The organism is Bradyrhizobium arachidis, from assembly GCF_024758505.1.
Taxonomy (GTDB): domain Bacteria; phylum Pseudomonadota; class Alphaproteobacteria; order Rhizobiales; family Xanthobacteraceae; genus Bradyrhizobium; species Bradyrhizobium manausense_C.
Genome location: NZ_CP077970.1, coordinates 1007131 through 1032245 on the forward strand (window position 1 = coordinate 1007131; position 25115 = coordinate 1032245).

The 25115-nt window shown below is 64.3% G+C and carries 20 protein-coding genes; 10 read left to right on the forward strand and 10 right to left on the reverse strand.

Annotation, left to right across the window (positions count from 1 at the left end):
• Window positions 1–84 precede the first annotated feature (84 nt).
• From KUF59_RS04725 to KUF59_RS04750, 6 genes are all read right to left on the reverse strand, one after another.
• Window positions 85–1311, reverse strand: a complete 1227-nt coding sequence (locus KUF59_RS04725; RefSeq protein ID WP_212456912.1) for an ABC transporter substrate-binding protein — start codon at window positions 1309–1311, stop codon at window positions 85–87.
• A gap of 35 nt (window positions 1312–1346) precedes the next feature.
• Window positions 1347–2363: a branched-chain amino acid ABC transporter permease gene (locus tag KUF59_RS04730; protein WP_212456911.1), complete on the reverse strand. Its 1017-nt coding sequence runs from the start codon at window positions 2361–2363 to the stop codon at window positions 1347–1349.
• Window positions 2364–2365: 2 nt separating this feature from the next.
• Window positions 2366–3244 carry a branched-chain amino acid ABC transporter permease gene (locus KUF59_RS04735; protein ID WP_212456910.1) on the reverse strand — a complete coding sequence of 293 codons (879 nt, stop codon included), beginning with the start codon at window positions 3242–3244 and terminating at the stop codon, window positions 2366–2368.
• A 12-nt stretch (window positions 3245–3256) separates the two neighbouring features.
• Complete coding sequence (locus tag KUF59_RS04740) at window positions 3257–3970, reverse strand: ABC transporter ATP-binding protein (RefSeq protein ID WP_212456909.1); 714 nt, start codon at window positions 3968–3970, stop codon at window positions 3257–3259.
• Window positions 3967–4764 (reverse strand): ABC transporter ATP-binding protein, encoded by a 798-nt coding sequence (locus KUF59_RS04745; protein ID WP_212456908.1) that lies wholly within the window; start codon window positions 4762–4764, stop codon window positions 3967–3969. The genes KUF59_RS04740 and KUF59_RS04745 overlap by 4 nt, the downstream gene beginning before the upstream one ends.
• Window positions 4765–4830: 66 nt before the next feature.
• A complete protein-coding gene (locus KUF59_RS04750; protein WP_212457003.1) occupies window positions 4831–5697 on the reverse strand; it encodes an IclR family transcriptional regulator in 867 nt (288 codons plus the stop codon).
• A 131-nt stretch (window positions 5698–5828) separates the two neighbouring features.
• On the opposite strand from KUF59_RS04750, the gene KUF59_RS04755 reads away from it, so the two are divergent.
• The 6 genes from KUF59_RS04755 (at window position 5829) to KUF59_RS04780 (ending at window position 14486) form a co-directional block, all read left to right on the forward strand.
• The gene (locus KUF59_RS04755; protein WP_212456907.1) at window positions 5829–7925 is read left to right on the forward strand and encodes a 3-hydroxyacyl-CoA dehydrogenase NAD-binding domain-containing protein; all 2097 of its coding nucleotides are present in this window, start codon (window positions 5829–5831) and stop codon (window positions 7923–7925) included.
• 118 nt (window positions 7926–8043) lie between these two features.
• Window positions 8044–9735, forward strand: a complete 1692-nt coding sequence (pimA, locus tag KUF59_RS04760) for a dicarboxylate--CoA ligase PimA (RefSeq protein WP_212456906.1) — start codon at window positions 8044–8046, stop codon at window positions 9733–9735.
• A complete protein-coding gene (locus tag KUF59_RS04765; protein WP_212456905.1) occupies window positions 9732–10919 on the forward strand; it encodes an acetyl-CoA C-acyltransferase in 1188 nt (395 codons plus the stop codon). Before pimA ends, KUF59_RS04765 begins: the two co-directional genes overlap by 4 nt.
• A gap of 149 nt (window positions 10920–11068) precedes the next feature.
• The gene (gene pimC, locus KUF59_RS04770; RefSeq protein WP_212456904.1) at window positions 11069–12259 is read left to right on the forward strand and encodes a pimeloyl-CoA dehydrogenase large subunit; all 1191 of its coding nucleotides are present in this window, start codon (window positions 11069–11071) and stop codon (window positions 12257–12259) included.
• Between the two features lie 167 nt (window positions 12260–12426).
• Complete coding sequence (gene pimD, locus KUF59_RS04775; protein ID WP_212456903.1) at window positions 12427–13569, forward strand: pimeloyl-CoA dehydrogenase small subunit; 1143 nt, start codon at window positions 12427–12429, stop codon at window positions 13567–13569.
• A 143-nt stretch (window positions 13570–13712) separates the two neighbouring features.
• On the forward strand, window positions 13713–14486 hold the full coding sequence (locus KUF59_RS04780; RefSeq protein WP_212456902.1) for an SDR family NAD(P)-dependent oxidoreductase: 774 nt from the start codon (window positions 13713–13715) through the stop codon (window positions 14484–14486).
• Between the two features lie 102 nt (window positions 14487–14588).
• Here KUF59_RS04780 and KUF59_RS04785 read toward each other — a convergent pair whose 3' ends face one another.
• Complete coding sequence (locus KUF59_RS04785) at window positions 14589–15461, reverse strand: hypothetical protein (RefSeq protein WP_212456901.1); 873 nt, start codon at window positions 15459–15461, stop codon at window positions 14589–14591.
• Window positions 15462–15464: 3 nt separating this feature from the next.
• Window positions 15465–16826 (reverse strand): MBOAT family O-acyltransferase, encoded by a 1362-nt coding sequence (locus tag KUF59_RS04790; RefSeq protein WP_212456900.1) that lies wholly within the window; start codon window positions 16824–16826, stop codon window positions 15465–15467.
• Window positions 16827–16980: 154 nt separating this feature from the next.
• On the opposite strand from KUF59_RS04790, the gene glpK reads away from it, so the two are divergent.
• The 3 genes from glpK to KUF59_RS04805 all read left to right on the forward strand — a co-directional run bounded on the left by glpK (window position 16981) and on the right by KUF59_RS04805 (window position 19769).
• A complete protein-coding gene (glpK, locus tag KUF59_RS04795; protein ID WP_212456899.1) occupies window positions 16981–18486 on the forward strand; it encodes a glycerol kinase GlpK in 1506 nt (501 codons plus the stop codon).
• Window positions 18487–18586: 100 nt separating this feature from the next.
• Window positions 18587–18994, forward strand: coding sequence for a RidA family protein (locus KUF59_RS04800; RefSeq protein ID WP_212456898.1), 408 nt, complete (start codon window positions 18587–18589; stop codon window positions 18992–18994).
• Window positions 18995–19175: 181 nt separating this feature from the next.
• Window positions 19176–19769, forward strand: coding sequence for a GNAT family N-acetyltransferase (locus KUF59_RS04805; protein WP_212456897.1), 594 nt, complete (start codon window positions 19176–19178; stop codon window positions 19767–19769).
• An 87-nt stretch (window positions 19770–19856) separates the two neighbouring features.
• Here the strand turns inward: KUF59_RS04805 and KUF59_RS04810 are convergent, their stop codons facing one another.
• Window positions 19857–20288 carry a DUF6636 domain-containing protein gene (locus KUF59_RS04810; RefSeq protein WP_212456896.1) on the reverse strand — a complete coding sequence of 144 codons (432 nt, stop codon included), beginning with the start codon at window positions 20286–20288 and terminating at the stop codon, window positions 19857–19859.
• Between the two features lie 137 nt (window positions 20289–20425).
• Here KUF59_RS04810 and KUF59_RS04815 point away from each other — a divergent pair, with 137 nt between their 5' ends.
• Window positions 20426–21055: a glutathione S-transferase family protein gene (locus KUF59_RS04815; RefSeq protein WP_212457002.1), complete on the forward strand. Its 630-nt coding sequence runs from the start codon at window positions 20426–20428 to the stop codon at window positions 21053–21055.
• A 196-nt stretch (window positions 21056–21251) separates the two neighbouring features.
• Here the strand turns inward: KUF59_RS04815 and metH are convergent, their stop codons facing one another.
• Window positions 21252–25112, reverse strand: coding sequence for a methionine synthase (gene metH / locus KUF59_RS04820; protein ID WP_212456895.1), 3861 nt, complete (start codon window positions 25110–25112; stop codon window positions 21252–21254).
• Between the last annotated feature and the right edge of the window lie 3 nt (window positions 25113–25115).

Here is a 25115-nt window from a genome sequence, read left to right on the forward strand (position 1 = left end):
AACAAGATTGGTGCACAAGGTCAACAAAAAGCCCCCGCAACTGACGTCGCGGGGGCTTGATGTCTTGACCGATCGGTCAGCGCGTCACTCGGACGCGATGTCGCCGCTGATGATCTCGCCGAACAGTTCCCACTTCTCGCCCTTGAAGCGCTGCATCTGGAGCTGGGCGATCGGGGCGAAGTCGGTGGCGCTGGTGTTGAGCTTCACGCCGGGCAGCAGGGTGTCCGGAGTAAAATCCTTCAGGCTCGCCGCCTGCTTCATGACGTTGGCGCGGGTGAGGTCGTCGCCGCACATCTGGAGCACCTTGACGAGCGTCTGGGCTGCGCCATAGCCGTACACCATGCTGGTGTCGCTCTTGTCCGCGCCCGGCAGGTACTTGTCGACGAACTCGTTCCACTTCTTCATGCCGGGATCGCTGCTCCACTGCGGATCGGTCGAGTCCTTGGCATAGGCCGCCGACAGCACGCCCTGGCCGTTCTCGAAGCCCGCCGGTCGCATCACGCTGCCGACCGAGATCGACACGTTGGTGAGGATCTGAAGCGGCTTCCAGCCGAGTTCGGCGGTCTTCTTGATGGTCTGCGCCGCGAATTTCGGCGTAGCGTAGATCAGCAGCACGTCGGGATTGGCGGCCTTGATCTTCACGATGTGGGAATCCACCGAAGGCTCGGAGACCTCGTAGCTCTCCTCCAGGACGATGGTGGACGCGGCCTTGGCGCCCAGACCGTCCTTGGTGCCCTTCAGATAGTCCTTGCCGAAATCGTCGTTCTGGTAGAGCACCGCGACCTTGGCCTCGGGCTTCTCCTTCATCAGCCATTTCGCGTAAATTAGCGCTTCGCTCTGGTAGGAAGGCTGCCAGCCGATGGTCCAGGGGAAGGTCTTCGGGTCGTTCCACTTGGTGGCGCCGGTCGCCACGAAGAGCTGCGGGATCTTCTTGGCGTTCAGGTATTTCTGGATCGCGGTGTTGGAGGGCGTGCCGAGCGGATTGAACACCACCAGCACCTCGTCGCTCTCGACGAGCTTGCGCACCTGCTCCACCGCTTTCGGCGGCGAGTAGCCGTCGTCATAGGTGACGAAGTTGATCTTGCGACCGTTGATACCGCCCTGGTCGTTGATCATCTTGAAATAGGCTTCTTCGGTCTTGCCGATCACGCCGTAGGCGGACGCCGGACCGGAATACGGCATGATGTTGCCGATCTTGATCTCGGTGTCGGTCGCGCCGGTGTCGTATTTCTTTTGGGCGAGTACTGCGCCGGAGGTGAACGTCGCGATCGCCGTCGCAAGCGCGGCGATTCTTAGTTGTCGCAAGAGCAATTTGGTCTCCTTCTATCCGTTGGGGGTCGTGAACTTCACTTTCTGAGCTTGCCCAGCAATTGCTGGCTGACGATCGCAACCTGCCTTGCGCCGTGCGGCACGAGGAAGATGACGAGGAACAGGAGCACGCCGAACACGGCGCCGGAGAGGCCCTTGGAGATGCTCTCCGCAATGTTCGGGACGAAGATGATGAAGGCCGCGCCGACGAAGGAGCCGGGCAGCCAGCCGACCCCGCCGACGACCATGCCGAGGAACAGCGAGATCGCGAGCGTGATGGTGTAGCTGTCAGGTGCCACGAACTGCACGGCGATGGCGCCGAGTGCGCCGGAGACGCCGGTGATGCCGGCGGACACGCCGAACGCCAGCGTCTTGTACAGCGCGACGTTAACGCCCATCGAGGAGGCCGCGATCTCGTTGTCGCGGATCGCCATGAAGGCGCGTCCCGAGCGGGAGCGCAGCAGGTTCACCGAGAAGACGTAGATCGCCACCGTGACCGCGAGCGTGAAGTAGTAGAGCCAGGTGTCCTGCGACACCTTCAGCCCGAACGGCGCGTCCGGCTTGGTGACGACGAGGCCCTGCACGCCGCCGGTCCAGTGCTCCAGAAAGTTCAGTTTCAGGAGCTGCGGCATGGCGGTGGCAAGCGCGAATGTCGCGAGCGCCAGATAGACGCCCGACAGCCGCAGCGCCGGCTTGCCGAACAAATACCCGAATCCGAAACAGATCACGCCTGCGATCGGCAGCGTCAACGCGTAGTTGACGTTGAACTGCTCCATCAGGACCGCCGCCGTATAGGCGCCGACCGCGTAGAACGCACTCTGGCCGAGCGAGAACTGGCCCGAGCCGCCGGTGAGGATGTTCAGCGCCAGCACCGCGAGCCCGTAGATCAGGAGCATCGTGATCTGGAAGATGATGAAGTTCTTGGCGAAGACAGGCACGATCAGCAGTGCCGCGAGCACCACCAGCGAGGTGGTCGTGCCCAGCGTCATGGCCCGCTTCGGAACCGCCTCGACCCTCTCGTGGCCTTCTGCGACGACTTCTTCTGCAGCGCTCATGATCAAACTCGCTTGACGATGTGCCGGCCGAACAGACCAGCGGGTTTGACGACCAGGACGGAAATGATCAGCGCGAGCGCGATCGGGAGTTTCAGTTCATTGCCGACGCCGGGGATGTAGGTGCCGGCGAGGTTCTCGAAGACACCCATCAGGAAGCCGCCGACCACGGCGCCGAACGGGCTCGTCAGCCCACCGAGCACCGCCGCGGCGAAGCCGTAGATCAGCACGCCGCCCATCATGTTGGGCTCCAGGAACACGACCGGCGCGATCAGCATGCCGGCGATGGCGCCGATGGCGGACGCCATGCCCCAGCCGAGCGCGATCATCCAGCTCGTGTTGATGCCGACGAGCCGCGCCGATTCCGGCAGCGCCGCCGCCGCCCGCATCGCGAGGCCAATCCGAGTGTACTGGAAGAAGAAGAACAGCCCGAGCAGCAGCAGGAGGGTGACGCCGATCATGCCGGCCTGGTGGGTCGAGATGAGCTGGCTGCCGAGGAACGGCGCGGAGCCGAACGGGGTCGGATATTGCTTGATCGTGAAGTCCCAGATCAGACCGGCGCACGAGTTGATGATTGCGAACAGTGCAATGAAGCCAGCGACGTTGGTCAGGATCGGAGCCTTGGCGAGCGGCTTGAACAGGACCCGCTCGATCACGATACCGCCGGCGAAGGCGAATACCAGCGTGAGCACGAAGGCGCCCCAATAGGGCACGCCCCACTGCATCAACTGCCAGGAGACGAAGGTCGCGAACATCGCCATCTCGCCCTGGGCGAAATTGAGATGGTCGATCGCCTGGTAGATCATCACCACGGCCAGCGCCATACAGGCATAGATGGCGCCGGTGGCAATCCCAGCCAGGATTTGGTTGGTGAAAAGCTCCATGGTCCCGGCTCCTCAGTAACCCAGATAGGATTTGCGGATTTCTTCGTTGTTCGCGATTTCCTTGGCCTTGCCCGACATCACGATGCGTCCGGTCTCGATCACATAGGCCTGGTCGGCGAGCTCGAGCGCGAGCTGCGCGTTCTGCTCGACCACCAGGATGGTGACCTTGTCCTCGCGATTGATCTTGCCGAGGATGCCGAACAGGTCGCGGACGACCAGCGGCGCGAGGCCAAAGGACGGCTCGTCCAGCAGCATCAGCCGCGGCCGCAGCATCAGCGCACGCGCCACCGCAAGCATCTGCTGCTCGCCGCCCGAGAGCGTGCCGGCCTGCTGGGTATGCCGCTGCTTCAGCACCGGGAAGTGGGCGTACATGCGCTCGATGTCGGAGATGATGCCGGCATTGTCCTTCCGGGTGATGGCCCCGAGCTGGAGGTTTTCCTCCACCGTCATGTTGGTGAAGGTGCCGCGGCCCTGCGGCACATGGGCGATGCCGAAGCGCACGATGTTTTCCGTCGAGCGATTGGTCAGAGGCTTGCCCTCGAACTCGATCGCGCCGGTGGAACGCACCATGTTGCAGATCGCGCGCAGCGTGGTGGTCTTGCCGGCGCCGTTGGCGCCCAGCAACGTGGTCAGCGAGCCTTCGTTGAGCGAGAAGGACAGGCCGTGAAGGGCCTGGACCTGACCGTAATAGGCGCGCAGATCCTTGACGTTGAGCAACTGCGTCATTGGTCCTTGCTCCCGAGATAGGCCTTGATGACGTCGGGATCCGCCTGCACCTGGGCAGGCGTGCCTTCCGCGAGCTTCTTGCCGAAATTCAATGCGACGACGTGGTCGGCGATCGACATCACGAGGCCCATGTGATGCTCGACCAGCAGCACGGTCATGTGGCGGTCGTTGCGAATGCGGCGGATGAGGTCGCCGAGCACGTAGACTTCTTCATGGTTGAGACCGCCGGCCGGCTCGTCGAGCAGCAGGATCTTGGGGTCTGCAGCCAGCGCGCGCGCCAGCTCGACGCGCTTCTGCGTGCCGAAGGGCAGGCCGGAGACGACGGTATGCGCGACGTCGCCGAGGTCGAGATAGTCTAGGATCTCGTGCACCTTCTTGTTGACGCTGGCCTCGCTGCGGCGAACCCAAGCGAGCTTGAGGGAGTCGCTGATGATGTCGCTGGAGGTGCGGGCATGGGTGCCGACGCGGACGTTGTCCATGACAGAGAGGTTCGGAAACAGCGCCACGTTCTGGAAGGTGCGGCCGATGCCGATCTCGGCGATCTTGTGCGGCGGGCGCGACAGGATGCTGACGCCCTCCATCAGGATGTCGCCGGACGAGGGCTGATAGAGCCGCGACAGGCAGTTGAACAGCGTGGTCTTGCCGGCGCCGTTGGGGCCGATCAATCCGAGGATCTGGCCCTTGTGCATGTCGAAGGTCACGCCGTTGAGCGCGACGATGCCGCCGAACACGACGCTGACGTCGCGAACCGCGAGCAGAGGCGAAGTCCCCTGCGCGAGCTGTGCCTGCGTCATCTCGTCTCGCCCACAGCGTTGAGTGGGCCGAAGGGCGAAACGTTTCGCCCTCTGCAACGACAAAGGCTATCTGATCCCCTCGGCCACACGTGCAACTTTTCCTCCTGATTTCAGCTTCTTGCTGACTTCTTTTTTCGACGAGGGCACCAAACCGCCGAGTGCCGCTTCAATGTTCCTTACCATCGCCAAGAGACGTGGTCCAATGTCGTTGATCAAACGCTCTTCCGTGAAGCGGAATGCCGGCGCGCCGCAATTGAACGCGTAGGGACCAGTTCCGTCATTCAGCTTGAGCGCGACGCCGGCGGCGCCGATGTCGTCGTGCCAGTCGCCGACCGAAATCGCAAAACCGTATTTCGCGACGGTCTCACCGGAACGCTCCAATCCGTCACGCAGCTTGGGCCAGCGGCTGCCGTAATGTTCACGCAGATCGCGCAGCAGCGTGGTGCGCTCGTCCTCGCCCAGCGCCCAGAAATAGGCGCGGCCCATCGCGCTGGTTGCAATCGGCACGCGCGAGCCGACGTCAAGTTGAACGCCGACCGTCTCGCTGCCCCGGCTTTGTCCGAAATAGATCATGCTCTGCCGGTCGCGGCCGCCGACGGCGACCGCCCCGCCGGTCGCGCGCATCACTTCCTCGCGGAACGGCTCGGACAAATGGCGAATGCCGAGATTGGCCAGCGCCGCGTAGCCGAGCGCCAGCGCGGCCGGCGCGAGCTGATACTTTTCGAAACGGGGAACCGGTGTAAGATAACCAAGCCTCGTCAACGTGTAAGTCAGCCGTGACACCGTGGGCTTGGGCAAATTCGTACGGGCCGCGATCTCCTGATTGCCGAGAAGTCCGTCGTTGGGGTGGAATGCGCGCAATACATCTAGTCCGCGGGAAAGCGCGACGACGAAGTTCCGATCGGTCGCTGGCTTCTTTCCTGTACGCTTCATCCCTGATCTGCTTCTTGCGCGGAGTCGTTGACAAGCCACGTGCTTCAAAATAACCCTGCCGTCAAGATGCGGAATTAAATTCCGCACCGCGAAATCGAATAAAAGTAAATCCCCACCAAGGAGGGTATGCCGTGAGCGAAGTGGTGAAACTCGAGCGTCATGACGACATCGGCGTCGTCACGGTCAACAGCCCTCCGGTGAACGCGCTCAGCGCCGCGGTGCGCGGCGGCATCTTGGAATGCATCAAGGCTGCGGTCGCTGATCCCGCGATCAAGGGCATCGTGCTGACCTGCGCCGGTCGCACCTTCATTGCCGGCGCCGACATCACCGAATTCGGCAAGCCGCCGAAGCCGCCCGGCCTCAACGAAGTGCTGGCGGAGATGGAGAATTCGCCGAAGCCGATCGTGGCCGCGATCCACGGCACCGCGCTCGGCGGCGGCCTCGAAGTGGCGCTGGCATGCCACTTCCGCGTGGCGACCAAAGACGCCAAGCTCGGCCTGCCCGAAGTGAAGCTCGGCCTGCTGCCGGGTGCCGGCGGAACGCAGCGCCTGCCGCGTGCGGTCGGCCCGGAACTCGCGGTCAAGATGGTGGTCGGCGGCGATCCGATCGGCGCGGCCGAGGCGCTGAAGAACGGCCTGATCGAGGAGATCGTCGAAGGCCCGGCCTCCGGTGGCGAGGCTTTTGCCCGCAAGCTGCTGGCCGAGAAGCGGCCGCTGCGCCGCCTGCGCGACGACGATTCCAAGCTTGCCGCGGCCAAGGCGGACCGCTCGATTTTCACCAACGCGGTTGCTGCGCTCACCAAGAAGGCGCGCGGTCTGGAGGCTCCGTTCGCGGCTGCCGATGCGGTCGGCGCGGCCATCGACTTCCCCTTCGACGAAGGTCTGAAGAAGGAGCGCGAGGGCTTCATGAAGCTCCTCGTCAGCGACCAGTCCAAGGCACAGCGCTACGCATTCTTCGCCGAGCGCGAAGCCAACAAGATCGCCGGCGTGCCTGATGGCACCAAGTCGCGCCCCGTCAACCGCGTTGCCGTGCTCGGCGCCGGCACCATGGGCGGCGGCATCGCGATGTCCTTTGCCAATGCCGGCATTCCCGTCACCCTGATCGAGACCGCCGAAGAGCAGTTGAAGCGCGGCATGGGCATCATGCAGAAGAACTGGGAAGCGACCGCTGCACGCGGCGGCATCCCGGCGGATGCACCCGCCAAGCGCATGGCGCTGATTGACGGCAAGGTCGGCCTCGAGAACGTCAAGGACGCTGACCTGGTGATCGAAGCCGTGTTCGAGACCATGGCGGTGAAGAAGGAAGTGTTCGGCAAACTCGACGAGTTCGCCAAGCCCGGCGCAGTGCTCGCCTCCAACACCTCCTATCTCAACATCGACGAGATCGCGAAGGCGACCAAGCGTCCGCAGGACGTATTGGGCATGCACTTCTTCTCGCCCGCCAACGTCATGAAGCTGTGCGAGATCGTACGCGCCAACAAGACCGCCCCCGATGCGCTGGTCACCGCCGTGTCGATCGCGCGCAAGATCGCAAAGGTGCCGGCCGTCGTCGGCGTCTGCGACGGCTTTGTCGGCAACCGCATGCTGGCGCAGCGGGGCAAGCAGTCCGAGAAGCTGTTGTTCGAAGGCGCGTTGCCGCAGCAGGTCGACGCCGTGGTGACAAAGTTCGGCATGCCGATGGGGCCGTTCGCGATGGGCGACCTCGCCGGACTCGACATCGGCTGGCGTTCGCGCAAGGACCGCGGCATCAAGTCGGAGATCGCGGACGCGCTCTGCGAAGCCGGCCGCTTCGGCCAGAAGACCGGCAAGGGCTACTACAAGTACGAGGCGGGCTCGCGCGCGCCGATGCCGGATCCGGAAGTCGAGAAGCTGATCGACGAGACGCTGCTGCGCATGGGGCTCAAAAAGCGCGTCGTCAGCGACGACGAGATTTTGGAGCGCATGATGTATCCGATGATTAACGAGGGCGCAAAAATCCTCGAAGAAGGCATCGCGGCGCGCCCGAGCGACATCGACGTGGTCTGGCTCTACGGCTATGGCTGGCCGATCTATCGCGGCGGCCCGATGTACTGGGCCGACACGGTCGGCCTGAAGCACATCGCCGATCGGCTCTCGTTCTACGCCAAGGAGACCAACGACCCGAGCCTCGAGCCCGCGCCGCTGCTGAAGAAGCTCGCGGCCGAAGGCAAGACGTTTGCCTCGCTCGCGGCGGCGTCGAAAGCGGCGTGATGGCCGTTGTCTCTCCACTCGTCATTCCGGGGCGATGCGAAGCATCGAACCCGGAATCTCGAGATTCCGGGTTCGCCCTTCGGGCGCCCCGGAATGACTGTGTTTGTGGCTAGAGAAAATGACCCATCCCGGCGAACAGTTTTATCCCGAGGGCGTGCGGTGGGACGACACCATCGTCCAGGGCACGCTGCCTGACCTTCTGTCCAAGGCCGCCGCCGATTACGGCGCGCGCGCCGCGTTCGAATTTCGCGACCGGCCGATCAGCTATAGCGAACTGGAAGCGAAGGTGGAGCAGGCGGCTGCGGCCTTCCTGCGCGCCGGCTGCGGCAAGAACTCCTCCGTCGCGCTGTTCCTCGGCAACACGCCGGACCATCCCGTCAATTTCTTCGGCGCGCTGAAGGCAGGCAGCCGTGTCGCGCATCTGTCGCCGCTCGATGGCGAGATCGCGCTGTCGCACAAGGTCACGGACTCAGGCGCGCGGGTGCTCGTCACCTCCAACCTCGCCGCGCTGTTGCCGACCGCGCTGAAGTTTCTGGAGAAGGGCCTGATCGACACGTTGATCGTTTGCGAGGACGATCATTGGGGCAAGATCGGCACACCACAAGCGCCGATCCCGAACGATCCCCGCATCGTCACCTTCAAGCAGTTCGTCGACGGCGCGACAAAACCCGCGCAATGGCCTGATGTGACGGCCGATGACGTCGCACTCTTGCAATATACCGGCGGCACCACCGGCCTGCCGAAAGGCGCGATGCTGACGCACGGCAATCTCACCTCGGCGGTGTCGATCTACGACGTCTGGGGCAGGCCCGGACGCGCGGCGCGCGGCAACGTCATCGAGCGCGTGATTTGCGTGCTGCCGCTGTTTCATATCTACGCGCTCACGGTCGTGCTGCTGTCCTCGCTCCGCCGCGGCAATCTGATCTCGCTCCATCAGCGCTTCGACGTCGAGGCCGTGATGCGCGACATCGAGGTCAAGCGCGCGACCTACTTTCCGGGCGTGCCGACGATGTGGATCGCGATCGCAGCACTGCCCGATCTCGACAAGCGCGACTTTTCCTCGCTTCACGCCATCGGCTCCGGCGGCGCGCCGCTGCCGGTGGAGATCGCCAACTTCTTCGAGCGCAAGGTCGGCAAGAAGCTGAAGAGCGGCTGGGGCATGACCGAGACCTGCTCGCCCGGCACCGGCCATCCGCAGGAAGGGCCGGAAAAGCCCGGCTCGATCGGGCTGATGCTGCCGGGCATTGAGCTCGACGTGGTCTCGCTCGATGATCCGACAAGAGTGCTGCCACCGGGCGAAGTCGGCGAGATCCGCATCAAGGGCCCGAACGTCACCAAGGGCTACTGGAATAAGCCGAAGGGGTCCACAGAATCCTTTGTCGACGGCCGCTTCCTCACCGGCGACATCGGCTACGTGGACACGGATGGCTATTTCTTCCTGGTCGACCGCAAGAAGGACATGATCATCTCCGGCGGCTTCAACGTCTATCCGCAGATGATCGAGCAGGCGATCTATACGCACCCCGGCGTGCACGAGGTCATCGTCATCGGCATCCCCGACCAGTATCGCGGCGAGGCGGCAAAGGCTTTCATCAAGCTCAAGCCGGACGCAAAGCCGTTCTCGGCCGACGAGCTGCGCGCCTTCCTCGCCGGCAAGGTCGGCAAGCATGAATTGCCCGCGGCGGTCGAGTTCGTCGACGAACTGCCGCGCACCCCGGTCGGCAAGCTGTCGCGCCATGAATTGCGCCAGCAGCAAAAGCCGTCTTCGCAATCAACACCACAGCAAGTCGCAACAGGAGTTCGCTCGTGACTGACGCCGTCATCGTTTCCACTGCCCGTACGCCGATCGGCAAGGCCTATCGCGGTGCGCTCAACGCCACCGGAGGCGCGACCTTGCTCGGGCATGCGATCGGCGAGGCGGTCGCCCGCGCCAAGGTCGATCCGAAGGAGATCGAGGACGTCGTGATGGGCGCGGCGCTCCAGCAGGGTTCGACCGGCGGCAACATCGCGCGCAAGGCGCTGCTCCGCGCCGGCCTTCCCGTCACGGTCGCCGGCACCACCATTGACCGCCAGTGCGCCTCGGGCCTGCAGGCGATCGCGCTTGCCGCCCGTTCGGTGATCTTTGACGGCGTCGAAATCGCGGTTGGCGGCGGCGGCGAGTCGATCTCGCTCGTCCAGAACGACAAGATGAACGTCTTCCAGGCCCAGGATCCGGCGCTGCTCGAGATCAAGGGCGAGGTCTACATGCCCATGATCGATACGGCCGAGGTGGTTGCCAAGCGCTACAACATCTCGCGCGAGAAGCAGGACGAATATTCACTGGAGAGCCAGCGCCGAACCGCGGCAGCCCAGCAGGGCGGCAAGTTCAAGGACGAGATCGCGCCGATCACCACCAAGATGGCCGTGACCGACAAGGCGAGCGGTGCGGTGTCCTTCAAGGACGTGACGCTGTCGCAGGACGAGGGTCCGCGCCCCGAGACCACGGCCGAGGGCCTCGCGGGCCTCAAGGCGGTGCGCGGCGACGGTTTCACCGTCACCGCCGGCAATGCCAGCCAGCTCTCGGACGGCGCCAGCGCCTCCGTCATCATGAGCGACAAGGAAGCGGCCAAGCGCTCCCTGAAGCCGCTCGGTATCTTCCGCGGCTTCGTCTCCGCCGGTTGCGAGCCCGACGAGATGGGCATCGGCCCGGTGTTCGCCGTGCCGCGGCTACTCAAGCGCCATGGCCTCACGGTCGACGACATCGGTCTCTGGGAATTGAACGAGGCGTTTGCGGTGCAGGTGCTCTACTGCCGTGACAAGCTCGGCATCGACCCCGAGAAGATCAACGTCAATGGCGGCGCGATTTCGGTCGGCCATCCCTACGGCATGTCGGGCGCGCGCCTCACCGGCCACGCCCTGATCGAAGGCCGCCGTCGCAAGGCCAAGTATGCGGTCGTCACCATGTGCGTCGGCGGCGGCATGGGCGCGGCAGGTCTGTTCGAGGTGTTGCAGTAGTTGCGTCGTCCCGGCGAAAGCCGGGACCCATACTCCGCAGCCGGAGTTTGGGGCACAGACGATAGTTGCCTGTGCCAAGACAATGAAGACGAGTGGTTATGGGTCCCGGCCTTCGCCGGGGCGACGAGGGAAGCTCACAGGAGGATCCGATGGATCTCGCATTCACGAAGGAAGAGCAGGCGTTTCGCGAGGAAGTGCGGCAGTTCTTCCGCGACAACGTGCCGCCGGATACGCGGCGCAAGCTGGTCGAGGGCCGTCATCTCTCGAAGGACGAGATGGTGACCTGGTGGCGCATCCTCAACAAGAAGGGCTGGGGCGTCAGCCACTGGCCGAAGCAGTATGGCGGCACGGGCTGGACGTCCGTGCAGCACTACATCTTCAACGAGGAGCTGCAGTCCTATCCGGCGCCGCAGCCACTCGCCTTCGGCGTCAGCATGGTCGGCCCGGTCATCTACACCTTCGGCAACGAAGAGCAGAAGAAGCAGTACCTGCCGCGTATCGCCAATGTCGACGACTGGTGGTGCCAGGGTTTTTCCGAGCCAGGCTCCGGCTCCGACCTCGCTTCGCTGAAGACAAAGGCCGAGCGCAAGGGCGACAAGTGGATCATCAACGGCCAGAAGACCTGGACCACGCTGGCGCAGCACGCCGACATGATCTTCTGCCTCTGCCGCACCGATGCGAGCGCGAAGAAGCAGATGGGCATCTCCTTCATCGTGTTCAGCATGAAGTCGAAGGGCGTCACCGTGCGCCCGATCCAGACCATCGACGGCGGCCACGAGGTCAACGAGGTCTTCTTCGACGACGTCGAGGTGCCCGTCGAGAACCTGATCGGCGAGGAGAACAAGGGCTGGGATTACGCAAAATTCCTGCTCGGCAATGAGCGCACCGGCATCGCGCGGGTCGGCGTCTCCAAGGAGCGGCTGCGCCGCATCAAGGAGCTCGCCGGCAAGGTCGAGTCCGGCGGCAAGCCGATCATCCAGGACTCAGCGTTCCGCGAAAAGCTCGCCGCCTGCGAGATCGAGCTGAAGGCCCTGGAGCTGACACAGCTCCGCGTTGTCGCCGACGAAGGCAAGCACGGCAAGGGCAAGCCCAACCCGGCATCGTCGGTGCTCAAGATCAAGGGTTCTGAGATCCAGCAGACCACGACCGAACTGCTCATGGAGGTCATCGGCCCGTTCGCGGCGCCCTATGACGTCCATGGCGACGACGGTTCGAACGAGGCCATGGAGTGGACCGCCCAGATCGCGCCGAGCTACTTCAACAACCGCAAGGTCTCGATCTACGGCGGCTCCAACGAGATCCAGCGGAACATCATCGCCAAGGCGGTGCTGGGGCTGTAGGCCCCGCCATCGAACACTGTCGTCCCCCGCGAAGGCGGGGGACCCAGTACGCCGCGGCAGTCGTGGTTACGGCAGGTAGCTGTGTTTACTGGATCCCCGCCTGCGCGGGGATGACGACGGGAGATCGGGGCAGCAGCCCGCCCTTATGATTTTGGAGAGAAGGTAAGATGGATTTTGATTTGACCGAGGAGCAGCGGCTTCTCAAGGACAGCGTCGACGGCCTGCTGACGGATTCCTACGATTTCGAGCAGCGCAAGAAATACATGAAGGAGAAGGGCGGCTGGAGCAAAGCCGTCTGGGGCAAGCTCGCCGAGCAGGGCCTGCTCGGCCTGCCCTTCGCGGAGGCCGATGGCGGTTTTGGTGCCGGCGGCGTCGAGACCATGATCGTCATGGAGGCGCTCGGCAAGGCGCTGGTGCTGGAGCCTTATCTCGCAACCGTCGTGATCGGCGGCGGCTTTTTGCGCCATGGCGGCTCGGATGCGCAGAAGGCCGCGCATGTGCCAGGCATCATCGACGGCAGCAAGACGTTTGCCTTCGCGCAGGTCGAGAAGAATTCGCGCTATGATCTGTTCGACGTGTCAACGACGGCGAAGAAGAAGGGCGAGGGCTACGTCATCGACGGCGAAAAGTTCGTCGTGCTCAACGGCGAGAACGCCGATACGCTCATCGTGACCGCGCGCACCAAGGGGGATCGCCGTGACAAGAGCGGCATCGGCGTCTTCCTGATACCCGCGACCGCCAAGGGTATCACCAAGAAGTCCTATCCGACCCAGGACGGCCTGCACGCCGCCGACCTCACCTTCACCGGTGTCGAGGTCGGCGCAGATGCTGCGATTGGCAATCCCGAGGACAGTCTCGCGCTGATCGAGCGCGTGGTCGATGAAGCCCGCGTCGCGCTCTGCGCCGAGGCGGTCGGCCTGATGGACGAGTCGCTCAAGACCACGGTCGAGTACATCAAGACGCGCAAGCAATTTGGCGTCGCGATCGGTTCGTTCCAAAGCCTCCAGCACCGCGCCTCCGACATGTTCGTCGCCGCGGAGCAGGCCCGCTCGATGTCGATGTTCGCGACCATGGCTGGTGATTTCGAGGACGCCAAGGAGCGCTCAAACGCGATCGCGGCGGCCAAGGTGCAGATCGGCAAGTCGCTGAAGTTCGTCGGCCAGCAGTCGATCCAGCTCCATGGCGGCATCGGCATGACCATGGAGGCGAAGATCGGCCACTACTTCAAGCGCCTGACCATGATCGAGAACACCTTTGGCGACACCGACTATCACCAGCGCCGCGTGGCTGATGCGGGTGGGTTGATCTGAGCCACACTGTCATGCCCCGGCTTGACCGGGGCATCCAGTACGCCGCGGCCTCTCACTTCCAGCCGCGCCGCCTCTGCAATACTGGATCGCCCGGTCAAGCCGGGCGATGACACCGAACAAGTGGAATCAGCGGAGCAACAACAATGAAAAACACCCCGTTCGATCTCACCGGAAAAGTCGCCGTCGTCACCGGCTCCAGCCGCGGCATCGGTCGCTCCTCGGCCGAGCTGCTTGCCAAGCTCGGCGCCAAGGTCGTGGTCTCCTCGCGCAAGGCGGACGCATGCAAGGAGGTTGCCGACGGCATCATTGCGACCGGTGGCGAAGCCATCGTCATCCCCTGCAACATCGCGCGCCGTAACGAGGTCGAAGCCCTGATCTCGGGCGCGACCAAACATTACGGCAAGATCGACATTCTCGTCTGTAACGCCGCGGTGAACCCGTATTACGGCCCGCTGCTCGACATCACGGATGAAGCCTTCGACAAGATCATGGGCTCGAACGTCAAGAGCAACATCTGGCTCTCGGCGCTGGCGATCCCGCAGATGGCCGAGCGCGGTAACGGCTCCGTCATCATCATCTCCTCGATCGGGGGCCTGCGCGGCTCGACGGTGATCGGCGCCTACGGCATCTCAAAAGCCGCCGATTTCGCGCTGTGCCGCTCGCTCGCCGGTGAGTGGGGCCCCAAGGGCGTGCGCGTCAACTGCATCGCGCCTGGCCTCGTGAAGACCGACTTCGCCCGCGCGCTCTGGGAAGACGAAGCGCTGTTGAAGCGCCGCACCGCCACCACCCCGCTCCGTCGCATCGGCGAGCCCGACGAGATCGCCGGCGCGGTCGCCTACCTCGCCTCGGACGCCTCGAGCTTCATGACGGGGCAAACCATCGTGATCGACGGCGGCGTCACGACGGCGGCGGTTTAGCTAGAGCATGATCCGGAAAAGTGCGAAGCGATTTTCCGAAAAAGATCATGCTAAAACAACAACCTAAAGCGCGATGACGATTCAATCTAATCTCATCGCGCTTTAGCGTCCATCCAACGCCTTTTCGATCGCGCGCGCCACGATCAGGGCGGAACGCTCGTCGAGGTGCACGCCGTCCGCCCAGCGCAGCTCGGCCTGCGGCGCATCGATCCGTAGCCAGTGCGCCTGACCCGGGAAGACCTCCCGAACGATAGCCCGGCTCTCGCGGATGAGGCGAGTGCTTTCGATCTCGGGCGCGACGGGAACCTCGATCAGGAAAGCCCGCGCGCCACGCTGCTCGACGTCCGCGACGAGTTGGCGGATCAGACGCGCGTTCGCAGATACCTGCGGCGCGGCGTCCTCCGCGTTCATCTCCTTCACCGCGCGCTCGACATAGACGCGATTGTCGAATCCGGACGGCGGCTGCTTCAGGAGATATTCCAGCGATGCACGCACCTGCGCTGGCTCGGGCGGCGGGTGATTCCATGTCTCGTAAGCCGCGACCGCGGTGCGCAGCGGGCGCAGCAGCGTGTCGGAGCGCGCGCTGCCCGCAAATCTCGCGATCAGGGCGTCGTCGGCGGGACGCGACAGCACGTTGGCCTCGATCAGAACGATTTTTGGCAGGTGAGTTTGCTTCGCCACGATCTCGAGGCCGGTCACCGCAGAGCCACCGGGCAACGCGAGATTGCGGACCCGGGGAAGCAAGAAATTCTCCTCCTTGAGGCGCCACGCGACCGAGCTTCCGACCAGCACGATGTCGGGCGTCGGCTCCTGCACGTAACGGTTCAGGGTGATGAAGTTGCCGTCCCGCGTCGTCGCCGCCGGTTGCTGGAGTCTTGTGCCGACCCAGACGGTAGCGAGCCGGCAGACGAGCAGCACCGCGACCGCCATCAGCGTGCATTTGATCAGCCATGTGCGTGCCTGGGAGTTTGGCATCGGTCAGAACTGGAAATAGATGAAAGCACTGTCGGGGCCCGCCTCGAGCAGCGCGAGCGCGGCGAGCGTGCCGTACAGATACGGCTCCCAGCGCCGCAACGGCCCGGAGACGAGCGATCCGAAGCCGAGATGCTGGATCAGCACCGGAAGAACGTAGAGCAAAGCGAGGCTGTAGTAGAGTTTCGTCGGATTGATCAGGTCAGGCGCTATGAACATGCCTCTCAGAAATCCGAACGCGTGGTCGATATCCGGCAGCTTGAAGAGGATCCAGAGCATCGTCACGCAGAAGAATACCGCGGATCTCCTTGCAATCAGCATCACCGGACCGGATTTCTGGAGTGCTGCCAGGAACGGCCGCTCGATCACGAGCAGCAGCCCGTGCAGCATGCCCCACAGCGCGTAGCTGAGACTCGCGCCGTGCCAGAGTCCGCCGAGCGTCATCACGATCATCAGGTTGAGATAGGTCCGCAGCCGGCCGTACCGGTTGCCGCCGAGCGGGATGTAGAGATAGGTCCTGAGCCACATCGACAGCGAGATGTGCCAGCGCGTCCAGAACTCCGAGAACGATGTCGAGATGTAGGGCAAGTCGAAATTGACCGGCAGGCGATAGCCGAACAGCAGGCCGAGGCCGAGCGCGATCGCCGAATAGCCGAAGAAGTCGGCGTAGATCTGGTAACTGTAGAGCACCACGAGCAGCCAGCGATCCTGCGTCCGCAGGGTCTCGTAGAGCGGAAAGTCCATGTAGGACGTCATCTCGTTGAGATTGTTGGCGACGTAGAGCTTGAAGAAGTAACCGGCCAGGATCCACTTCGCCGCTTCGATGACATCGACGTCGGCGAGGCGCTTCGGCACGATTTGCGGCATGAACTGCGCGGCACGCGTGATCGGGCCGGAGACGAGCTGGGGGAAGAAGATGATGTAGAGGAAGACGTCCGTCAGCGGCGGCGGATCTTTCCTGTCGCGGGTCAGGTCGACCAGCAGGCTGATGTTGTGGAATACGAAGAAGGAGATGCCGATCGGCAGAGGCAGCCGAAGCAGGAAATCGACCGGCGTCACGCCGGTGAGTTGGGCCGAGGCCGCATCGACGAACAAGAACTTGTATTTGAAGAATGCCAGCAGCGCGAGGTTGAAGGCGATGCCGGCCGGCAGCCAGACCGCGCGGTTGCGAAAGGCAAGCGCCAGGAAGACATGGGTGCCGAGAACCGCGACCAGCAGCAGCGGAACGAGCTCGGGCTGCCCGTACCCGTAGAAGAACACGCTCGCCAGCACCAGAAGCTGGACCTGGAAATTCCGAAACGCCGGCAGATAGTAGACGCCGAAGATCACGGCGACGAAAACGCCGAACTGCCAGGATGTAAAGGTCATGCCGCCCCGATGTCGTCCCTGGCGTGTACCACTTTGGCGGGACGGGTCCTAGCCTTCCGCTGAACCTCTCGGCTTGACCTTCCCGCTCCAATCCCCTTTCTTTGGCGCGACACAATAAACCTCCCACTTACGGGAAACGCCAAGGTTATCAGCCATGTCTTTCGTTCTCGCCATCGATCAGGGCACCACCTCCTCGCGCGCGATCGTGTTTCGTAGCGACATTTCCATCGCGGCGAAGGCGCAGCAGGAGTTTCCTCAGCATTTCCCGGCCTCGGGCTGGGTCGAGCATGAGCCGGAGGACATCTGGACCTCGACCGTGATGGTCTGCCGCGACGTGCTCGAGCGTGCCGGGCTGAAGGCGCAGGACATCGCCGCGATCGGCATCACCAACCAGCGCGAGACGACCGTGGTGTGGGACCGTGCCACCGGCCAGGCCGTGCACCGCGCCATCGTCTGGCAGGACCGCCGCACCGCCGACGTTTGCTCGAAGCTGAAGGCCGAAGGCCACGAGCCGCTGATCTCAAAGAAGACCGGCTTGATCATCGATCCCTATTTTTCCGGCACAAAGGTCGCATGGATCCTCGACCACGTCCCCGGCGCCCGCGCGCGGGCCGAGCGCGGCGAGCTGATGTTCGGCACGATCGATTGCTACCTCTTGTGGCGGCTGACCGGCGGCAAGGTGCACGCGACAGATGCAACCAACGCCTCGCGCACGCTGCTGTTCAACATCCATACCGGCGAGTGGGACGATGAGCTGCTGAAGCTTTTGCGCGTGCCGCGCTCGATGCTCCCCGAGGTGAAGGATTCCTCCGCTCGCTTCGGCGAGAGCGCGCCGGACCTGTTCGGCGGCGCGATCGCGATCTGCGGCATCGCCGGCGACCAGCAGGCCGCGACCATCGGCCAGGCCTGCTTCCGCCCGGGCATGATGAAGTCGACCTACGGCACCGGCTGCTTTGCGCTGCTCAACACCGGCGCGACGCCGGTGGCGTCGAAGAACAAGCTGCTCACCACCATCGCCTATCAGCTCGGGGGAAAACGCACCTACGCGCTCGAAGGCTCGATCTTCGTCGCAGGATCCGCCGTGCAATGGCTGCGCGACGGGCTTGGCATCATCAAGCACGCCGCCGAGACCGGTCCGCTCGCTGACCAGTCCGACAGCATGCAGAGCGTCTATCTCGTGCCGGCCTTCGTCGGCATGGGCGCGCCCTACTGGAATCCGCGTGTGCGCGGGGCGCTGTTCGGGCTGACGCGCAACACCGGACCTGCCGAGCTCGCACACGCCGCGCTGGAGAGCGTCTGCTACCAGACCTTCGACCTCTGGGCCGCGATGCGCGCGGACTGGCCGAGCTCGGAGACCGCCAGCGTCGTGCTGCGCGTCGACGGCGGCATGACCGCATCCGACTGGACCATGCAGCGCCTCGCCGATCTCCTCGACGCGCCGGTCGACCGTCCCGTCATCCAGGAGACGACCGCGCTGGGCGCCGCCTATCTCGCGGGCCTCGCCGCCGGCGTCTATCCCGAGCCGTCAAAATTCGCCGACAACTGGCGCCTCGAGCATCGCTTCAAGCCGAACATGAGCGAGGCGACGCGCGAGCGAAAGCTCGCCGGCTGGGCGCGCGCGGTGAAGGGCGTGCTCGCGAGCGACGAAGGGGAGGGGTAGTGTGTAGTCTTCCCGGCGAAGGCTAGCGGCGGCAGCCCGGACGAGCTAAGCGACGTCGGGCGGCTTCGCTCCATGAACAAGCGACAGGATGGGGCAGACCATGAAGACTCGCGTCGAGACGTTCACACCACCAAGCACTCCGAAGCCGATCGGCCCCTACAGCCATATTGCCAAAGTCGGCGAGCACATCTGGATCGGCGGGACGGCCGGTGTTGATCCGTCCACTCAGCAATTGGCAGGCCCCCACGTCGCCGAGCAGACGCGCCAGATCCTTAAATCTTTCAAGGTGATGCTCGAGTCGGTCGGCTCCGGCCTCGATCACATCGTCCACGTCAACGTGTTCTTGCAGGACATGTCCGATTTCGAGGCCATGAACAGCGCCTATGTGGAGATGATGGGAGAGCACAGGCCCGCGCGCACGGTGTTCTCCGTCAAGGAGCTCCCCAAGCCCGGCGTCCTGCTGACGATGAATCTGACCGCGGTGACGAAATCCGGTAGCCCGGCTTGAGCCAGCAGTGCCGCAGGATAACCCGTCATGGCAGGACACCGTGGCGATCGATGGGTTTCACTCCGTTCTACCCATTCTACGAACTGGCGCCTCAAGCACGCTTCGAGCATGCCGCGCCTCGCCGGTTGGGCGCGCGCGGTGAAAGGCGTGCTGGCGAGCGATGAGGGGGAGTGAGCGACGAATGATCCTTCCCGATGGCTATTCCGACGTGCCCAACGGCAAGATCGCCGCGGTCGTCACGCATCTGGAGATGACCGCGCGGCCGCCGCGGCGTGACGATCCCGCAGGCGCCTGGTCGTTGCGCCGGGTCGAGCAACCCGGCCTCGACTGGTTCCGCGGACTCTATTCGCGCGTCGGCGAAGACTGGCTGTGGTTCTCGCGCATGCGCATGTCGGACGCCGAACTCGCAGCGATCCTTCACGCGCCGCTCGTTGAGGTCTACGCGCTGGTCGAGGACGACCGCGACGAGGGCCTGCTTGAGCTCGACTTCCGGCAGGCCGGCCAGTGCGAGCTCGCCTTCTTCGGCCTCACCGCAAGCCTGATCGGCACCGGCGCCGGTCGCTGGCTTATGAACCGCGCGCTCGAGCTGGCATGGTCGCGGCCGGTCAACCGCGTGTGGGTGCACACCTGCACCTTGGATCATCCTTCCGCGCTTTCCTTCTATCAGCGCTCCGGCTTCCGCCCGTTCCGGCGCCAGGTCGAGATCACGGACGACCCGCGTCTGGACGGTACGGCGCCGCGGACGGCGGCGAAGCATGTGCCTGTTATCGAATGATGCTCGGCGCCCTTCGCGTGGACAGCGATGTTTGGGCTCGCCGGGCGCAAGATTTTGCAGCGCATCGCCACGGCTTCGGGAACCCGCTCAAAACACCTCCTGCTTCGCCCGTGCCAGCGAAAAGCCGTGCTGCATGGCGTTGAAGCAGGTCAGCCCGCTCTGCTCGGACCGGCAGGTGAATCCGGCGCGCTGCCAGATCTCGCCATAGGCGAGCACGGGGAGCGCGCCGTCCATCACGGTATCGCCGGCGCAGATGCGCGCGGCCGTTCCCTTCGCGGTCATCTCGAAGGCGTGGCCATAGTCGAGCTCGCAATCGGCGGGGCGGCGCGGGCGCGTCTCCGTGTTCATGATGTCGCAGCGGAGCACGCCCTGATCATTCCCTTGGCCGTTGTCGGTGAAGAACTGGCAGACGATGTTTTTTGACGGCGTCAGGAAGCCGATCGGGCGGTCCTCGGCGTTGGCGTTGCCAGTGACGAGGAGACATAGCCCAAGCGCGATCCCGGCCAGCCATCGCATCATGCATGCACCCCAATTCAGGATTGTCATGCCCGGACTTGATCCGGGCACCCATCAATCTCTAGTCTCGCGAAAATGGATTGCCGGTCATCCCTGATCAAGTCAAGGACAGGCGCCCGGCAATGACGAGAGGTACGCAGATGATTCTGATCGGCCAATATGATTCCCCCTTCGTGCGCCGCGTCGCGATTGCGCTAAGGCTTTACGGTATCGCCTTCGAGCACAAGCCGTGGTCGACCTTTGGCGATGCCGACAAGATCGCGCCCTACAATCCGCTGCGCCGCGTGCCGACCTTGGTGCTCGATGACGACGAGGCGCTGATCGAGAGCACGGTCATCCTCGATCATCTCGATGAACTGGTCGGGGCCGAGAAGGCAATGCTGCCGCGCAACGGCGCAGAGCGGCGGCGGCACTTGCGCATTTGCGCGCTCGCTTCGGGTTTGGGTGACAAGGCGGTCAGCCTGCTCTATGAGCGCGTGCTGCGGAAGGAGCAGCTTGCGCTCTGGGTCGAGCGCTGCCAGGCGCAGATCGCAGACGTGTTGAAGGTGCTGGAGGCCGAGCGCGCCAAGGTCACGACGCCCTATTGGCTGGGCTCGCGCATCGGCCACGCCGACGTCGTGGTCGCCTGCGTCGTCCGCTTCACCCGCGAAGCGCATCCGCCGCTGTTCGACGCCGCGCGCTATCCGGCGCTATCAGCGCATGCCGAACGCTGCGAGGCGCTGGCGCCATTCAAAGAGATCGTACAACCGCTGATCCCGCCGAAGGGGTAGGGCGCTTACCCTCCCCTGGAGGGGGAGGGTCGATCGCGCGCAGCGCGAGCGGGGTGGGGTGATCTCTCAACTCGGGCAGTGTTCGGCGCGGAGAGACCGTCACCCCACCCCCGTCACACATTATCGCTGCGCTCAATGTGAGCCGACCCACGAGCGAGCTACGCTCGTCTCGGACCCCTCCAGGGGAGGGTGGCAGTCAGCCCGCGCCGACCTTCTTCTTCCGCCACACCAGATGCACCGCGCAGGTGCAGCCCGGCGGGTGCGAGGCGAGGTCGGTGGAGGCGACGTCGTTCGCGGGCGTTGCCGCGAATGCAGTCTCGTCCTTTGTCGCGCGCGCCGGGATATAATTGAGCACCGGCGCGAGCCAGCGCTCGGCCTCAGCGACACTCATGCCCTTGCGCGCGGCATAGTCCTCGACCTGGTCGCGCTCGATCTTGCCGACGCCAAAATAGTAGCTCTCGGGATTGGAGAAATAGAGCCCCGACACCGATGAGCCCGGCCACATCGCAAAGCTTTCCGTCAGCTTCACCCCGGCGGTGGCCTCCGCGTCGAGCAACTCGAACAGCGTCTTCTTCTCGGTGTGGTCGGGTTGCGCGGGATAGCCGGGCGCGGGGCGGATACCCTGGTATTTTTCGAGGATCAGCTCCTCGTTGGTGAGCGCCTCATCCGGCGCATAGGCCCAGAACTCGCGGCGCACACGCGCATGCATGCGTTCGGCAAAAGCCTCTGCCAGGCGATCGGCGAGCGCCTTGCACAGGATCGAGGAGTAGTCGTCATTCGCCTTCTTGAAGCGGTCGGCAACCGCGTCCTCGCCGATCCCGGCGGTGACCACGAAGCCGCCGACATAGTCGGGCACGCCGGTCGCGCTGGGTGCGATGAAGTCGGAGAGCGCGGCGTTGAAGCGGCCCTCGCGCTTCTCGAGCTGCTGGCGCAGCGTGTGCAGCGTCGCGATTTTCTTCGTCCGGCTCTCGTCGGCATAGACGGCGATGTCGTCACCGTCGGCGTTCGCCGGCCAGAAGCCGATCGTGGCGCGCGCGCGGAACCATTTTTCCTTCACGATGGTGTCGAGCATCTTGCGCGCATCGTCATAGAGCGCGCGCGCGACCTCGCCGACCTTGGCGTCGTCGAGGATCGCGGGGAAGCGGCCGGCGAGCTCCCAGGTCTGGAAGAACGGCGTCCAGTCGATATAGGGCACGAGCTCGGCGAGATCGTAGTCGTCAAAAGTCTTCGTGCCGAGGAAGGTCGGCTTCAGCGGGGGCTTGCCGGCAAAATCCACCGGCACGCGGTTGGCGCGGGCATCCGAGAGCTTCAGCCGCTTCTTGTCGGCCTGCGCGCGCAGATGCGCCTCGGAAATCCGGGCATACTCGGTGCGCACCTCGGCGGCATAGGCCTCGCGCTTCTCCGGCGACAGCAGCGAGGAGGCAACGCCGACGGCGCGGCTCGCGTCGTTCACATGCACGACGGGGCCGGCCTGGTAGTTCGGGTCGATCTTGACCGCCGTGTGCACACGGCTCGTCGTGGCGCCGCCGATCAGAAGCGGCAGCTTCAAGCCTTCGCGCTGCAATTCGCCGGCGAAGAACGCCATCTCGTCGAGCGAGGGCGTGATCAGGCCGGAAAGGCCAACGATGTCGGCCTTCTCGGCCTTCACGGTCTCCACGATCTTGGCCGCCGGCACCATCACGCCGAGGTCGATGACCTCAAAGTTGTTGCACTGGAGCACGATGCCGACGATGTTCTTGCCGATGTCGTGGACGTCGCCCTTGACGGTCGCGAGCACGATCTTGCCGGCGGAGCTGGAGCCCTCGGTGCCGATGCCGCTGGCGAGGTTGCGCGCCTTCTCCTCCTCCATGAACGGCATGAGATAGGCGACCGCCTGCTTCATCACGCGCGCCGACTTCACGACCTGCGGCAAAAACATTTTGCCGTCGCCGAAGAGGTCGCCGACCACGTTCATGCCGGCCATCAGCGGGCCCTCGATGACGTCGAGCGGCCGCGAGGACGCCGCGCGGGCCTCTTCGGTATCCTGCTCGATGAATTCGGTGATGCCGTGCACCAGCGAATGCGACAGCCGCTTTGCCACCGGCCATTCGCGCCAGGCGAGATCGGCTTCCTTGGCCTCGGTCTTCTTGCCGCGGAATTTTTCCGCCAGCGCCAGCAGCCGTTCGGAGGCGCCGGGGTCGCGGTTGAGGACGACGTCCTCGCAGGTCTGCCGCAGTTCGGGATCGATGTCGTCATAGACGATCATCTGGCCGGCATTGACGATGCCCATGTCCATACCGGCCTTGATGGCGTGATACAGGAACACCGAGTGCATGGCCTCGCGCACCGGCTCGTTGCCGCGGAACGAGAACGACAGGTTGGAGACGCCGCCGGAGATGTGCGCGCCCGGCAGGTTCTTGCGAATCCAGCGCGTCGCCTCGATGAAGTCGACGCCGTAATTGTTGTGCTCCTCGATGCCGGTCGCGATCGCAAAGATGTTGGGATCGAAAATGATGTCTTCCGGCGGGAAGCCGACGCGGTTCACCAGGATGTCGTAGGCGCGCTTGCAGATCTCGGTCTTGCGCGCAAAGGTATCGGCCTGTCCGACTTCGTCGAATGCCATCACCACGACCGCGGCGCCATGGCGCCGCGCGATCTTGGCCTCATGGATGAACTTTTCCTCGCCTTCCTTCATCGAGATCGAGTTCACGACGGGCTTGCCCTGAACGCATTTCAGGCCGGCCTCGATGACGGAGAATTTCGAGGAATCGACCATGACGGGGACGCGCGCGATATCGGGCTCGGCGGCGACGAGGTTGAGGAAGGTCACCATCGCGGCTTCCGAATCCAGCAGACCCTCGTCCATGTTGACGTCGATGATCTGGGCGCCGTTCTCGACCTGGTCGCGTGCGACCTGCAGCGCTGCGGTGTAGTCGCCGGCGGTGATCAGCTTGCGGAAGCGGGCGGAGCCCGTGACGTTGGTGCGCTCGCCGACATTGACGAAGGGAATGGCATCCGTCAGCGCAAAGGGCTCGAGGCCGGAGAGGCGCAGCCGCGGCTCGATCGCGGGCACAACGCGCGGCTTGTGCGGGGCGACGGCAGCGGCAATCGCCGCGATATGGTCGGGCGTGGTGCCGCAGCAGCCGCCGACGATGTTGACGAGGCCGTCGCGCGCGAACTCGCCGATCAGGCGCGCCATGTACTCCGGGCTCTCGTCATACTGGCCGAATTCGTTGGGCAGGCCGGCATTGGGATAGGCGCAGACCAGCGTATCGGCGACGCGGCCGATGTCGGCGATATGCGCGCGCAAATCTTCGGCGCCGAGCGCGCAGTTGAAGCCGATGGTGACGGGCTTTGCATGCCGCACCGAATTCCAGAACGCCTCCGGCATCTGGCCCGAGAGCAGGCGGCCGGACTTGTCGGTGATGGTGCCCGACACCATCACCGGCACGTCGATGCCGCGCTCCTCGGTGATCTCGGCGATCGCATAAAGCGCCGCCTTGGCGTTCAACGTGTCAAAGATGGTCTCGACCAACAGCAAATCGACGCCGCCATCGAGCAGGCCGTTGATCTGCTCGCCATAGGACTTTCTGAGATCATCGAAGGTGACCGCGCGATAACCGGGGTTCGCCACGTCGGGCGAGATCGAGGCGGTGCGGTTGGTCGGGCCGAGGGCGCCGGCGACGAAGCGCGGCTTGCCGTCTTCGGCGCTGACACGCTCGGCGGCATTGCGGGCGAGGCGGGCACCTTCGCGGGCCATCTCATAGACGATGTCGGTGAGGTCGTAATCGGCCTGCGCGATCGACGTCGTCGAGAAAGTGTTGGTCGCGACGATGTCGGCGCCGGCACGCAAATAGGCGGCGTGGATGTCCTCGATCGCCTGCGGCTGGGTCAGGATCAACAGATCGTTGTTGCCGCGGAGGTCGCGGTGAAAATCCTTGAAACGGTCGCCGCGGAAGGCGGCTTCGTCGAACTGGAGCGCCTGGATCATCGTGCCCATGGCGCCGTCGAGCACGAGGATGCGGTCGCGGGCGGCGTCGAGCAGAGCAGTGCGCTTGGGCGAAACGGGTACGGTCATCTC